The following is a 14,535-nucleotide window of genomic DNA, read 5'->3' as shown; positions in this document are numbered from 1 at the left end:
CCTCTTTGTAACAAAGCGTGCCGGAGCGGCCGATGGCGAAAGAGCTGAAAGAGGTGCGGCATCGATGATGCCGCGCGCGCCTCCCCGAAAGCGGTCTACGGCGCAAACATGATGCTTGCGTGACAGCGCGCGCAATGCCCCGTCGGGTTCTTCACACGCCGATAATAACCTGTGGTCGCACCAAAGAATTGATCACTCCCTTCTAGCTCAAGTCGACAAAGCGTGGTGTGCGTGCATCGTACTAGACACATATGTCCAGTGCGTATATGGTGCAGCCTTCGGACTAACCGGGGAGGGAAGCCTTGAAGTCGCACTACCGCGCAGTCGTCATCGGGGGTGGCGTGGTCGGAGCCTCGGTGCTCTATCATCTGACACGGTTCGGCTGGAGCGATGTGGCGCTGATCGAGCGAGCCGAACTGACGGCCGGTTCGACCTGGCACGCGGCGGCCGGGTTCCACGCGCTCAATGCCGATCCCAACGTCGCGGCGCTGCAGGACTACACCATCAAGCTCTATCGCGAGATCGAGGCCGAATCCGGCCAGGACGCGGGCCTGCACATGACGGGCGGCGTCAACATGGCCAGCGATCCCCAGCGCTGGGAGTGGCTGAAATCGGCCTGGGCCGTGTTCCAGTCGGTCGGCATCGAAACGGCTCGCCTAGTGACACCGGAAGAGATCAAGGAGATCTGCCCGATCGTCGATGTCAGTGACGTGCTCGGCGGCCTCTATGATTCCAACGAAGGCCATCTCGACCCTTACGGAGCGACGCATGCCTATGCCGGCGCCGCGAAAAAGCGTGGTGCCGACGTGATCCTGCGCAACCGCGTGGTCGCGTTGAAGGCGCGTGCCGACGGGCACTGGGATGTCGTCACCGAGCAAGGCACGATCGTGGCCGAGCATGTCGTCAACGCCGGCGGGCTATGGGCAAAGCAGCTCGGCCGCATGGCCGGCGTCGACTTGCCGGTGACGCCGATGGAGCACCACTATTTCATCACCGAAGACATTCCGGAGGTTGCCGCTCTCGACAAGGAACTCGGTCTTGCGGTCGATCTCGACGGCTTTTCCTACCTCAGGCAAGAGCGCAAGGGCGTGCTGCTCGGCGTCTACGAGCAGAACCCGAAGCACTGGAACATGGATGGCGCGCCATGGGATTACGGCATCGAGCTGATCCCGGAAGACATCGACCGCATCAGCCCGGAACTGTCCAAGGCCTATGAGCGCTTTCCGTGCCTGAGGACGGCCGGCATCCGCAAATGGGTCAACGGCGCCTTCACTTTCACCCCCGACGGCAATCCGATCGTCGGGCCGGTGCGCGGGCTGAAGAATTACTGGCTTGCCTGTGGCGTCATGGCCGGCTTCAGCCAGGGTGGCGGCGTCGGCAAGTCGCTGGCCGAGTGGATGATCCATGGTGAGCCGCAGGCCGACATCTTCGGCATGGATATCGCCCGCTATGGCGCCTTCGCGGCCAACCGCGAATATCTCAGGCAGACGACGCGCCAGTTCTATTCGCGCCGCTTCGTCATGACCTTTCCCAATGAGCGGCTACCCGCCGGCCGGCCGCTGAAACGCCCCGGCGCCTATGACGGCATGACGGCGGCGGGATGCGAATGGACGGCGTCCTGGGGTCTGGAAATCCCGGCCTATTTCGCACCGATGGGGTTTCGCGAGAACACGACGCTGCGGCGTTCCAACGCCTTCGACATCGTCGGCGACGAGGCGCTGCAGGTTCGGCGTGCCGCCGGTCTCGTCGATATCTCGGCCTATGCGCGTTATGCGGTCTCGGGGCAAGGGGCCGAAGCATGGCTTGACCAGTTGCTTGCCTGCAGGCTGCCGAAGCCGGGACAGGCGAGGCTGGCGCCGATGCTCGGCCATGACGGGCGGCTGAAGGGCGACCTCACGGTCATCAACTGGGGTGGCGGCGACTATTGGCTGATGGGCTCGTACTATCTCAGGGAATTCCACATGCGCTGGTTCGAGAGCCATGCGGCGGAGGGGATCACTGTCACAGACCTTTCCGACACGATGAGCGGCTTCCTGCTGACCGGGCCGAATGCACGCAAAATCCTGGCGCGCACGACGCATCAGGACGTGTCGGGCGCGGCACTGCCGTTCATGGCCTGCGGGGCATTCGACATCGGTATGGTGCCCGCGCGGGTTGCCCGCCTTTCGATCGCCGGTGAGCTCGGTTTCGAGATCAGTTGTCCGGTCACCATGCATGCCAGCTTGCGCGAAACGCTGCTGGCCGCCGGCGAGGATCTCGGCCTTGCCGAGATCGGCTATTACGCGCTGAATGCGCTGCGGCTGGAGAAGAGTTTCGGCATCTGGTCGCGGTGAATTCACCCAGGGCTACACACCCGATCAGGCCGGTCTCGACCGGTTCATCGCGTTTGGGAAGGGTGACTTCACCGGTCGCGAGGCGGCATTGAAACAGCGGGAGGGCGGCAGCGGCCAATGCCTGGTGACGCTGGAGATCGATGCCATCGACGCCGACGCCAGCGGCTTCGAGCCGGTCTGGCATCAAGGCCGGCGCGTCGGCTTCGTCACTTCGGGCGGCTATGGCTATACTGTCGGCAAAAGCCTGGCGCTGGCGCTCGTCGACCGTGATTTCGCAGGCGAGGGCACCGCGCTCTCGGTGCACGTCGTCGGCACGGAGCGGCCGGCGCGCGTCATCGCGGCCTCCCCCTACGACCCCGAAGGCAAGGCGATGCGGCAATAAGGAGGATTTCTGATGGTCGATGAGGCGGCACGTGATAGCAGGCGCGAGCGCCGGCGTGGACGGACGGGCGAAGCCGGCTCGGAAACCAGCCGCCGCCCCAATTACCGTTCGCTGAGGAACCCGTTCCTGCCGCAGCCGATCTTTTCGGATGATCAGGTTGCCGCCATCCACGACACGGCGCTGCGTGTGCTGGAAGAACTCGGCATCAAGGTGCTGCTGCCGCAGGCGCGTGAGCATTTCGCCCGCGCCGGCGCCCTGGTCGATCCGGACACCGATATGGTGCGCATCGGCCGTGACATGGTGACGGCGGCGCTGGCCTCGGCGCCGAAGTCGATCCATGCTCATGGCGGTGCCCGCGCCCGCGATCTGACGCTCGAACTCGGCTCGATGACTTTCCTGGCTGGATGCGGGGCGCCGAACGTCACCGATCTCGAGCGCGGCCGGAGGCCGGGCACGCTGGCCGATTTCGAGGATCTGATACGGCTGGTGCAGCATTTCGATGTGCTGCATATGCTGGGACCCTGCATCGAGCCGCAGGACGTCGACAACCGCTTTCGCCACTATGCGGTCAACCGCGCGCAGCTGACGCTCTCCGACAAGCTTCCGTTCGTCTTCGCGCGCGGCACGCCGCAGGTCGAGGACGGCTTCGAGATGCTGCGGTTGGCGCGCGGCCTGTCGGAGGACGAATTCCTTGCCGGCGCGCACTGCTACACCGTCATCAACACGAACTCGCCGCGCCAACTCGACATCCCGATGGCGCAAGGCATCATCGATTTCGCCAGGGCCGGGCAGATCTCCGTCATCACGCCCTTCTGCCTGGCGGGCGCGATGGCGCCGATCACGGTCGCCGGTGCGCTGACGCTGCAGCATGCCGAAGCGCTGGCGGGACTGACGCTGGCGCAGATCGTGCGGCCGGGCGCGCCGGTTGTCTATGGCTCCTTCTCCTCCAATGTCGACATGAAATCCGGGGCGCCGGCCTTCGGCACGCCGGAGCATGTCAAGGCGACGCTGGGCGCCGGCCAACTGGCGCGCTTCACCGGGCTGCCATGGCGGTCCGGCGGCGGCAGTGCGGCCAACATTTCGGACGCGCAGGCGGCGCACGAGACGCAATTCGCGCTGTGGGGCTCGGTGCTGGCCGGGGCGACGATGTGCATCCATGCCGCCGGCTGGCTGGAAGGCGGCTTGAGTGTTTCCTTCGAGAAGCTGGTCACCGATATCGAGGCGCTGCAGACGGTGGCTGAACTCTGCGCCCCGACGCCCGGCGACATCGATTCCATCGGCTTCGAGGCAATCGCCGAGGTGCAGCCGGGCGGTCACTTCTTCTCGGCCGGCCACACCATGGCGCGCTACCGCACCGCCTTCTACGAACCGCTGGTCGCCGACTGGTCGAATTTCGGCAATTGGACGCAAGGCGGGTCGAAGACGGCGAGCGAGCGCGCCACCGGTGTCTGGAGACGGGCGCTGGCCGATTTCGTGCCGCCGGAATCGGCTATCGCGACCGCCAGCGTCCTCGACGCGTTCATCGCCCGGCGCACGCAAGAGGGCGGCGCAGCACCGGTGTCCTGAGGGCGGGAGCAGTCGCGCAAGACGCGTGACGCAGCTTTCGCGACGTGATCGGTGCCGGGGTCATTGGCAATCGGCGCATCCCGTGCAGAAATGGGCGCATGCGCGAAGCTTTGATCGCAGTGATGATCTTCCTGTGCCTGACAGCGGCGCCGCTGGCCAGCATGGCGATCTGGCCCAGGCTGCCGGTCAGACATCGCGACGAAGATACGAACAATGTGGTTCGGCTCGCCGCGAACCTGTTTGGGGTCATGACCTCGCTTGTGCTCGGCCTGATGATCAACTCGGCCAAGAACACGTTCGAATCGATTGATCACAACGTGCACGACTATGCGACGGAGCTGATCCTGCTCGACAGGACCATGCGCGAGTATGGCCCGGAGACCGACGAGGCGCGCCAGCTGCTGGTCGTCTATGTGCAGAGGGTGGCGGGCGACGCTTCGCCGACCGGTGAAACTCCGGTCGTCGCCAACCGGCTGTCCGAACATCTGCTGACGGAGATCGGCACCCGGCTGAGGGCGCTGGAGCCGGCCGACGCGGCGCACAGCGCCCTTCTGCAGGATGCCGGTCAGCGTCTGCAGAAAGTGGTGGAGTTGCGATGGATTCTGATCGAGCAGTCGGAGGGCACGATCCCTGCGCCGCTGATCGCCATGCTGGTTGCGTGGCTGGTGCTGATCTTCGCCAGCTTCGGGTTCAGGGCACCGCGCAACGCCATCACGGTTTCGACCTTCGTGGTTTCGGCCGTGCTGATCGCCGGTGCGATCTACCTCATCCTGGATATGGACATACCGTTCTCCGGCCCGATCCAGATTTCGCCGGCGCCCCTGCAGAGGGCATTGGCGGAATTGCAGCGATGATACGGAACCGGCGTCGATCCCGGGCATTCTGTGAGATGGCTCCACGGAGGATGACATGGGATTCGACCAGTATCACGAACCGCCTGAAGAACTGTCACAGAAGGTGCGGACCTTTGCCCGCATGATCACCTCGCTGATCGAGGAGGCGGAAGCGATAGGCTGGTACGAACAGCGCATCTCGGTGGAGAAGGACCCGCAGGCCCGCGCCATCATGAAGAACGCGCAAGGCGAGGAGTTCAAGCATTTCGGCATGGATCTCGAATTCCTGCTGCGCCAGAAAAAGGATTGGCGGGCGGAACTGAAGGAAATCCTGTTCACCACGGGCGACATCGTCAAGGCCGGCGAGAGGGGTGAGAAAAAGGTGGATTGAGGCCTGATAGGTAGCGACCGATCTGACTCTGCTTTCGGCCAGATCAATCGCTGTCGCGCGCCACAAGCTCCAGCGGCCAGACCTCGCGCATGATCCGCGGACCTTGTGGGCCGGCGAAGGCCGGGATCGAGGCCAGCAGTATTTCAGCGAGCCGCTGACCCATCGGCTCCAGGGCAGGGCGGAAGGCGGTCAGCGCCGGCGAGAAGTAACGGCAGAGCGGCGTGTCGACGATGACGGTCACCGCCATGTCGTGCCCCGGCCTGATCCCCATCTCGGCCAGCGCCTTGCAACCGCCAAGCGCCATCGCGTCATTGTTGAAGATGATGGCGGTCGGCGGGTCCTTGGAGCGCATGACCTGCGGCGTCACCTCGTAGCCGCCGGCCTCGTTGATGAAGCCGGACGCGATCAGCTCGGGGTCCACTTCGATGTCGTGCCGCCGCAAGGCCTTGCGATACCCGTCGAGGAACAGATAGGCGAAATTGAGATTGAGCGACGGGCGGATGGCGGCAATGCGGCGGTGGCCGCGCGCCACCAGGCGGTCGACTGCATCGGCACCGGCCTTTTCGAAATCGAGGTCGAGCGAAGGGTAGGACTTGGCCCCGGAGCGGCTGCGACCGAGCGTGGCGAACGGGAAGCCGGCCTGGGTGAGATAGTCGATGCGCTCGTCCTCGCGCCGCGTCCAGGCCAGAACCACGGCATCGGCGCGGCGTGTCTCGACGACACGGCGCAGACGTTCCTGCTGGTAGTCGCCCGGCGCGCCCATGACCACGATCAGGTCGAGGCCGCTCTCGGCGAGCTTCGCCTGCAGCCCGATCAGGAACGGAATGAAGAACGGCTCGCCATATTGCTGGTCTCCCGGATGCGGCTGCAGCATGAAGGCGATCGAATGGGTGGCGCCCTGCCGAAGGCTGCGGCCGGACTGGTTCGGCGAATAGTTCAGCGTCCTGGCCGCCTCGAGCACGCGCTGGCGCGTGTCGGCATTGACGTCGGCGCGGCCGTTGAGGGCGCGCGACACGGTGCCGATCGAAATGTTCAGGTGACGGGCAAGGTCATGAATGCTGGACGCCAAGTGACTGTTCTCCCCCTTGCTTGGCTAGCACCGGTAACCGCTCAGGCCAAGGCGACAAGACAATTTTTTGCGAGCGGCCAATTGACATTCTACACCTTCGGGTGTGTTCTCGTAAACGTTTACGGAAAAACGTTTACGGCCATGCCGTCAATGCCGTGACGATCGGTCTGGAGGGACCGAGCGGAGGAGGAGTGCTGGATGATCAATGTCGTCCTGGCCGGCTGCGGAGCGATGAGCAAGCAGTGGCTCGATGCCGTGAGGCAGATCGACGGGCTTTCCGTTGTCGGCCTTGTCGACCTCGACGCCGACAGGGCGAAGGCGAGGGCGCGCGAATACGACCTCACCAGCGCCGTCACCGGCACCAGCCTCGACGCGGTGCTCGACCGGACCAGGCCGGACGCAGTGTTCGATGTGGTGGTTCCCGCCGCCCGGCGTGAGGTCGCGTTCTCGGCCTTTGCCCATCATTGCCATCTCCTGACGGAAAAGCCGCTCGCCGACAGCCCCGAGAATGCGCGCGCCATCGTCGAGGCCGCGCGCCGGGCCGGGCGTATCCATGCCGTCGTCCAGAACCGCCGCTACGTCGCCAATGTCAGGCGTATCCGGCGCTTTCTCTCTTCCGGCGCCATCGGTGCCGCGACCAGCATCCATGCCGACTTCTTCGTTGCGCCGCATTTCGGCGGTTTTCGCGAGGAGATGGCCCACGTCCTGCTGCTCGACATGGCGATCCACACCTTCGACGCCGCCCGCTACATGGTGAATGGCGAGCCGGCCGGCGTCTACTGCCAGGAATGGGAGCCGGCGAGTTCCTGGTACCGGCAGGGATCGTCGGCCAGCGCCGTCTTCGATCTCGGCGGCGGCAAGGTCTTCACCTATGCCGGCTCCTGGTGCGCCGCCGGCTTTCGCACCAGCTGGGAGAGCACATGGCGCATCGTCGCCGAGCGCGGCAGCCTGGTCTGGGACGGCAATGACGAGTTGAAGGCCGAGGTCGTCCTGCCAGCCCGTGAAGGCCTGTTCGACCGTACCGAGCCGATCGCCGTGCCGCCGCTCGATCCCGCCGACCGTGTCGGCGGCCATCTCGGCATCATCCAGGATTTCATGCGCGCGATCGAGACCGGCACCGAGCCGGAGACGCACGGCGCCGACAACATCAAGAGCCTGGCCATGGTCTTCGGCGCTATCGAAAGCGCCGAGACCGGGCGCCGGGTGATGATCTCTTCGCAGGAAGGACAGTGATGCCAAACCCGCTTCTCGACATCAGGATCGGCACCATGGTGCGGGCCAATCTCGATGACCCGGCCGCCTATATCAAGGCGATCCTGCCGCTCGGTTTCGAGTGCATCCAGCCCTTCTTCTGGCAGACGCTGGGCGGCAAGGATCTGCCGCGGCTTGCCGGCCAGATCCGCGAGGCGATCGGCGATGCCGACGTCACGGTCTCCTCGATCGGCGTGTTCGGCAATCCGCTCGAGAGCGGCGACGTCGATCGCGGTGTGCTCCAGGCCTGGGAAACGGTGATCGACAACGCCCATCTGTTCGGCACCTCGATCGTCAGCGGCTTCACCGGCCGCCTCCGCGGCAAGCCGTTGCCCGACAGCCTGCCACGCTTCAAGGAAGTCTGGGGTCCGCTGGCCAGGCGCGCCGCCGATAAGGGCGTGCGCATCGCTTTCGAGAATTGCGCCATGGACGGCAACTGGGCTGGCGGAGACTGGAACATCGCCCACAATCCGGATGCCTGGGAGCTAATGTTCAATGAATTGCCAGACGACAATCTCGGCCTCGAATGGGAGCCCTGCCACCAACTCGTCTACCTGATCGATCCCCTGCCGCAGATCCGCAAATGGGCGCCGCGCATCTTCCATGTCCACGGCAAGGACGCGACGGTGCGCTGGGATGTGATCCGCGAACACGGCGTGTTCGGCCGGCTGCCGTTCGTACAGATGCGCACGCCGGGCTTCGGCGACAGCGACTGGACGCGGGTGATCAGCGAACTGCGGCTGGCCGGCTACAAGGGCGCCATCGACATCGAAGGCTGGCACGATCCGGTCTATCGCAACGAGCTGGAGATCACCGGGCAGGTACGTGCCCTGGACTATCTGAAGCAATGCCGGGGAGGTGCCAGCTACCTGCCTAACCCGGTGTGAGAGCGAGCCGGCGGGAGGTGCCGGCTGGCCAAGATTGCGGCGCACTGCCGAAGCGATCGTCGAAAACCCCTCGGCCTAGCCAGGGAAAAAAGGGAGGATAAGTGCATGAGCATGACGATGAGAAGGACACTTCTGCGCTCGACCATCGTGGCCGCCGCCACGACGCTCGCCGCTGCGATCTCGACCTTGCCGGCGCAGGCGCTCGACGCCCAATGGTGCAAGGACGTCCACATCCGTTTCTTCGTCGGCGGCGCCGAGGGCGACGCCTTCGGCACCATCGTCTACAATGGCGCCAAGCAGGCGGCAGCCGATCTCGGACCAAAGGTCGATTACATCTTCTCCGGCTGGGATGTCGAAAAGATGGTGCAGCAATTGCGCGAGGCGGTCGCGGTGAAGCCAGGCGGCATCGCCATGATGGGCCACCCGGGCGACGCGGCGATCATGCCGCTGGCCGAACAGGCGCATAAGGACGGCATCAAGATGATGTACCAGAATGTGCCGGTGCCGACGGTGACGGCGGCGTTCGGCGGAGGCTATGTCGGCGCCCAGCAGGAGCAGCAGGGCCGCGCGCTCGGCGCCGAGGCGTTCAAGCTGGCCAAGCTGAAGGCCGGCGACAAGGCGATCATGATCGGCCCGTTCGAGAATGAGAGTCGCGGCGCGCGCGAGCGTGGGACAGTCGCCGCGCTGAAAGAGGCCGGCATCGATGTCGTTCAAATCAATTCTCAAACCGAATGGGCAGCCGATCCGAATCTCGCGATCCCGTTGATCACCGCCGCGTTGCTCAACAATCCCGACGTCAAGGCGGTCGGCTATCCCGGCGGACAGATGCTCGGCAATGTGCCGACATACATGCAGGCCGCAGGGAGGAAGGCCGGCGACATCTTCAACTTCGGCTTTGACACCAGCCCGCAGATCGTCGAGGCCTTCAAGGGCGGCTGGGTACAGCTGACGGCCGACCAGCAACCGTTCCTGCAGGGCTATCTGCCGATCCTCAGCCTCTGCCAGCAGGTGGTGCTCGGTCTGGCGCCGATGAATGTCGACACCGGCGCCGGCTTCGTCACGGTTGAAAATTACGAGATCGTCGCCGAACTCGCCAAGCAGGCACTGCGCTGACCTCCCAAGCTGCCGGCCGGGGCTGAGCCCGGCCGGCAGGACCGCCGGCAGAGACGCTGGCAGCGACAACAGAGGTGAGGATCCGATGGCCGAACGCATCATCGAACTGCGCGATATCAGCAAGTCCTATGGCCAGGTCTATGCACTGGGCGGGGTCAATCTCAGCGTCGATCGGGGCGAAGTGGTCGGCCTGATCGGCGACAATGGCGCCGGTAAGTCGACGCTGATCAAGATCCTGTCCGGCGTGGTCAGGCCGACCAGCGGCGAGATTCTCGTGCGCGGAAAGGCGGTGACGGGATGGAGCGCGGCGCGTTCGCGCGACGCGGGCATCGAGACGGTGTTCCAGGACCGGGCGCTGGCCGTGCAGCAGACGATCGTGCGCAACATCTTCATGGGCCGAGAACTCACCGGCTTCCTCGGCTGGCTGAAGGTCAACAAGGAGATCGAGGAAGCCAGCCGGCTGATGCGCGAGATCGGCTTCACCTCGAAAGTGTTCACGCCGCAGTCGATCGTCGGCCAACTGTCGGGCGGCGAGCGCCAGGGCGTGGCGATCGCGCGCGCCATCTACAAGCAGGCGGAACTGATCATCCTCGACGAGCCAACGACGGCGCTGTCGCTGACCGAAACCGCCAAGGTCTTCCATTTCGTGCGCCAAGTGCGGGCGAGCGGCCGCTCGATCCTGTTCATCGGCCACAACATCCATCATGTCTTCGACATCGCCGACCGCTTCGTGGTGCTCGATCGCGGCAAGGTCGCGCTCACCGCCGACCGCAGCGAGGTCAAGTCGGCCGAGGACCTCATCAACTTCATGGAGGATGTCGCACATCCCGGCGGGCTGGCCGGGTTGCACGACACCGGCGACGCCGAGAGGGCAGTGCGATGAGCAAGACCATGGAACCCGATCTGCACGAGCCGTCCACCGCCATTCCCAGCCCACAGAAGGAGTGGAGACACCCATCCGATCAATGGCTGCGCGGCTTCATCCTCGACAATCGTGCTTCGCTCGGCACGCTCGGCGTGTTCATCGTCATGATGGCGGTGTTCATGATCGCCAACCCGACCGTGTTCACCACCTGGTATCTCTACAGTTCAGTGCTRACCACGCTGCCGGTCGCGCTGTTCGTGGTGGTGCCGCTGGTCTTCGTCGTTACCTGCGGCGAGATCGACCTGTCGTTTCCGGCGACGATGGGTTTTGCCTCATGGGTCTTCGCGCTGGTCGTGCAGGCCGGCTACGATCCGTTTCTCGGCATTGCCGCGGCGCTCGTCACCGGCATACTGCTCGGCTTCCTGGTCGGCTCCCTGGTGGTCTATGGCGGGCTGTCGTCGCTGATCGCCACGCTCGGCATGAATTTCCTGCTGCGCGGCCTGATCCAGATCATCAACGAAGGCAAGTCGATGGCGCTGACCAACCTTGCCGACAGCTGGGCCTATAAGATTTTCTCCAGCCAGGTTTATGGCATCCCGGTGCAGATCTTCTGGGCCATCGCCTTCGTCGTGCTGTCGGCGATGCTCTACAACTGCCATCGCTTCGGCGCGCAGGTGAGGGTCGTCGGCGACAATCCCGATAGCGCCCAGCAGATGGGCATCGACGTCAAGCGCGTGCGGGTGAAAGTGTTCGTCTTCGTCGGCATTGGTGCGGCGATCGCCGGCACCTTCTCGGTGATGATCAACTTCACCTGGTGGCCGACCGCCGGCGACGGCTATCTCTWGCCGGTGCTGGCATCGGTGTTCGTCGGCGGCACCCCGACCTGGGGCGGCATCGGCACCGTCGTCGGCGGCGCCATCGGTGCGGTCACCGTGTCGTTCATCCAGACCGGCGTCGTGGCGGCGGGCCTGAGCGGCTTCTACGTGCAGTTCTTCAACGGGCTGATCATCATCCTGTCGCTGCTCGGCCACAAATGGAACCAGGCGCGGTATCGGTGACGGGTGGAGATTTCTGGCTGGGGCGGTCGCTTGTAGGACAACGGGACAAGTGGGCGCTCAAACCGCCGCGACAAACCCGTCCAGCACGCGCTTCTGGCCGGCCTTGTCGAAGTCGATGGTCAGCTTGTTGCCTTCGATGGCGGAAATGTTGCCGTTGCCGAATTTCTGGTGGAAGACGCGATCTCCAACGCTGAAGGCGGATGGCGTATCCGAGACGGATTTGGCGACCAGCTCGCCGTCGATGGTGCGGCCTTTGACGCTGGTGCGGCCGGCGCCGTAACCGGAGTCGGTCTCGCCATAGCCGATGCGCTCGACCTGATGGCCGGAGCGCGAGCCCCAGTTGCGGTCGGTCGCTTCGGTGCGGTTTTGTTGCGCGCGCTGCCAGCCCGGCGTCGCATAGGTGTTGGAGAAGGCGCCCGATTTTTCGGTGTTGGCGCCGACATTGTCGAAGCGCGAGGCGCCATAGGGATTTTGCCGGCCACCGCGACCAGAGGCGAATGAGCCCCCGCCATAGGAATTGCCATAGCCGCCATAGGAGTTGCCGCTTTCGGCGACATCGACATGGGCTTCCGGCAGTTCTTCTAGAAAACGCGACGGGATGGTCGACTGCCAGAGGCCATGGATGCGGCGGTTGGAGACGAACCACAAATGCAGGTTCTTCTTGGCGCGTGTCAGGCCGACATAGGCCAGACGCCGCTCTTCCTCCAGCCCGGAGCGGCCGCCTTCGTCGAGCGCGCGCTGGTGCGGGAACAGGCCTTCCTCCCAGCCGGGCAGGAAGACGGTCTCGAATTCGAGGCCCTTGGCCGAATGCAGCGTCATGATGTTGACGGCGTCGAGCTCGGCATTCTGCTCGGCGTCCATGACCAGCGCCACATGCTCGAGGAAGGAGCGCAGCGATTCATACTCCTCCATGGAGCGGATCAGCTCCTTCAAATTCTCCAGCCGGCCGGGCGCTTCGACCGAGCGGTCGTTCTTCCACATGTCGGTGTAACCGCTCTCTTCCAGAATGGTCTCAGCGAGTTCGGTGTGCGGCGTGGTCTCCAGCGCCTTCTGCCAGCGCTCGAAATTGGCGGCCACTTCGCGCAAGGCGGCGCGCGGCTTCGGCTTCARCTCGTCGCTTTCGGCGAGYTTGGYSGCSGCYTCCAGCATCGGSAYGCGCARCGCGCGCGCSGTGTCGTGRATCTGGCGGATGGTGGYTTCGCCMAGCCCGCGCTTCGGCACGTTGACGATGCGCTCGAAGGCGAGGTCGTCGGCGCCTTGCGCGACGACGCGGAAGAAGGCCAACGCATCGCGGATTTCCATGCGCTCGTAGAAGCGTGGGCCGCCGATGACCCGGTAGTTGAGGCCGAGCGTGACGAAACGGTCCTCGAACTCGCGCATCTGGAACGAGGCTCGGACCAGAATGGCCATGTCGTTGAGATTGTGCTTCTGGCGCTGGTAGGCCTCGATGGTCTCGCCGACGGCGCGGGCTTCCTCCTCGGAATCCCAAGCGGCGTGGACATGCACCTTGTCGTCCTCGGGCTCGTCGCGGTCGGTGAACAGCGTCTTGCCGAAGCGGCCCTCATTGTGGGCGATGAGGTGGGAGGCAGCCCCAAGGATATGCGCGGTGGAGCGGTAGTTGCGTTCCAGCCGGATGATGGTGGCGCCCGGAAAATCCTTGTCGAAGCGCAGGATGTTGTCGATCTCGGCGCCGCGCCAGCCATAGATGGATTGATCGTCGTCGCCGACGCAGCAGATGTTGACTTTGTTGTCGCTCACGGGCTGTTCCGCGCCCGCCGGCGCGGGCCCTCCGCCGGGGCCTCGCAACGGCTCGGACGGACGGTCGTCCTTGCGGCCCTCGGCCGACTGCAGACCGGCGGTCGACGAAGATTGGCGCGACGGTTGCGGCCGCTGCGCCAAAAGGCGCAGCCACATGTATTGGGCGGTGTTGGTGTCCTGATACTCGTCGACGAGGATGTATTTGAAGCGCTTGTGGTATTCCTTCAGCACATCCGGATTGGCGCGGAAGATGCGGATCGGATGGCACAAAAGGTCGCCGAAGTCGCAGGCGTTCAGCGTCTGCAGCCGCGCCTGGTAGGCCTTGTAGAGTTCGCGGCCCTTGCCGTTGGCGAAGGCGCGGGCGTCGCCCTCGGCGATGTCGGCCGGGCCTTGTCCCTTGTTCTTCCAGCCGTCGATCATCTGGGCGAACTGCTTGGCCGGCCAGCGCTTGTCGTCCAGCCCCTCGGCCTGGATCAACTGCTTGATCAGCCGCACGACATCGTCGGTGTCGAGGATGGTGAAGTCGGAGCGCAAACCGGCAAGCTCGGCGTGTCTGCGAAGCAGCTTCACGCCAATCGAGTGGAAGGTGCCGAGCCACGGCATGCCTTCGACATTGCCTTCGCCGATCAGGATGCCGATGCGCTGCTTCATCTCGCGCGCGGCCTTGTTGGTGAAGGTGACGGCGAGGATCTGCGAGGGGAAGGCCTTACCGGTGGCGAGGATGTGGGCGATGCGGGTGGTGAGCACCCGCGTCTTGCCGGTGCCGGCGCCGGCCAGCACCAGAACCGGGCCCTCGGTGGTTTCCACCGCCAGCCGCTGCTCGGGGTTCAGCCCTTTCAGATAGTCGGGCGCGTTGTTGTGGCCGCTGCGGGCAGCCATGGCGCGCGCGGCAATGCCCGACGGGGCCGCGGGCCGCGCATTGGGTTCGTCGAAAAAGGGCATGTCTTCGGAAAAGCCGGACATCTCCCCCGAATGTAGTGATTCGGCGGCGAAAGGCCAGAAGTGTCTACGTTTTGTTCCGCTAAAGTG

Annotated in this window: 10 protein-coding genes and 1 pseudogene; 9 read left to right on the top strand and 2 right to left on the bottom strand. The window is 64.7% G+C overall.

The features are described 5' to 3' along the window. The first annotated feature begins 302 nt into the window (after positions 1-302). The 4 genes and pseudogenes from AC1D0I_RS13840 (at position 303) to AC1D0I_RS13825 (ending at position 5,505) form a co-directional block, all read left to right on the top strand. Positions 303-2,715, top strand: a pseudogene (locus AC1D0I_RS13840) (GcvT family protein). A gap of 12 nt (positions 2,716-2,727) precedes the next feature. After that, the gene (locus AC1D0I_RS13835) at positions 2,728-4,281 is read left to right on the top strand and encodes a trimethylamine methyltransferase family protein (protein ID WP_477395703.1); all 1,554 of its coding nucleotides are present in this window, start codon (positions 2,728-2,730) and stop codon (positions 4,279-4,281) included. Positions 4,282-4,379: 98 nt separating this feature from the next. Then, positions 4,380-5,135, top strand: a complete 756-nt coding sequence (locus tag AC1D0I_RS13830; protein ID WP_095087013.1) for a bestrophin-like domain — start codon at positions 4,380-4,382, stop codon at positions 5,133-5,135. Between the two features lie 55 nt (positions 5,136-5,190). Further along, positions 5,191-5,505, top strand: a complete 315-nt coding sequence (locus AC1D0I_RS13825; RefSeq protein ID WP_095087016.1) for a ferritin family protein — start codon at positions 5,191-5,193, stop codon at positions 5,503-5,505. Between the two features lie 43 nt (positions 5,506-5,548). On the opposite strand, the gene AC1D0I_RS13820 is transcribed toward AC1D0I_RS13825, so the two are convergent. Then, the gene (locus AC1D0I_RS13820) at positions 5,549-6,574 is read right to left on the bottom strand and encodes a LacI family DNA-binding transcriptional regulator (RefSeq protein ID WP_477395701.1); all 1,026 of its coding nucleotides are present in this window, start codon (positions 6,572-6,574) and stop codon (positions 5,549-5,551) included. A 198-nt stretch (positions 6,575-6,772) separates the two neighbouring features. On the opposite strand from AC1D0I_RS13820, the gene AC1D0I_RS13815 reads away from it, so the two are divergent. From AC1D0I_RS13815 to AC1D0I_RS13795, 5 genes are all read left to right on the top strand, one after another. Further along, positions 6,773-7,807: a Gfo/Idh/MocA family protein gene (locus AC1D0I_RS13815; RefSeq protein WP_477395699.1), complete on the top strand. Its 1,035-nt coding sequence runs from the start codon at positions 6,773-6,775 to the stop codon at positions 7,805-7,807. Beyond that, positions 7,807-8,712: a sugar phosphate isomerase/epimerase family protein gene (locus AC1D0I_RS13810; RefSeq protein ID WP_206073730.1), complete on the top strand. Its 906-nt coding sequence runs from the start codon at positions 7,807-7,809 to the stop codon at positions 8,710-8,712. The genes AC1D0I_RS13815 and AC1D0I_RS13810 overlap by 1 nt, the downstream gene beginning before the upstream one ends. 105 nt (positions 8,713-8,817) lie before the next feature. After that, the gene (locus AC1D0I_RS13805; RefSeq protein WP_477395697.1) at positions 8,818-9,825 is read left to right on the top strand and encodes a substrate-binding domain-containing protein; all 1,008 of its coding nucleotides are present in this window, start codon (positions 8,818-8,820) and stop codon (positions 9,823-9,825) included. Between the two features lie 85 nt (positions 9,826-9,910). Beyond that, positions 9,911-10,708: an ATP-binding cassette domain-containing protein gene (locus AC1D0I_RS13800; RefSeq protein WP_095087031.1), complete on the top strand. Its 798-nt coding sequence runs from the start codon at positions 9,911-9,913 to the stop codon at positions 10,706-10,708. Continuing rightward, a complete protein-coding gene (locus AC1D0I_RS13795; protein WP_477395695.1) occupies positions 10,705-11,748 on the top strand; it encodes an ABC transporter permease in 1,044 nt (347 codons plus the stop codon). Before AC1D0I_RS13800 ends, AC1D0I_RS13795 begins: the two co-directional genes overlap by 4 nt. 57 nt (positions 11,749-11,805) lie before the next feature. Here AC1D0I_RS13795 and AC1D0I_RS13790 read toward each other — a convergent pair whose 3' ends face one another. Further along, positions 11,806-14,469 carry an ATP-dependent helicase gene (locus AC1D0I_RS13790; RefSeq protein ID WP_477395693.1) on the bottom strand — a complete coding sequence of 888 codons (2,664 nt, stop codon included), beginning with the start codon at positions 14,467-14,469 and terminating at the stop codon, positions 11,806-11,808. Positions 14,470-14,535: the final 66 nt, after the last annotated feature.

This window comes from Mesorhizobium sp. P2_D1, from assembly GCF_056404455.1.
Note: the sequence above shows the minus strand (reverse complement) of the source record. Positions and strands in the feature narration are given on the sequence as shown.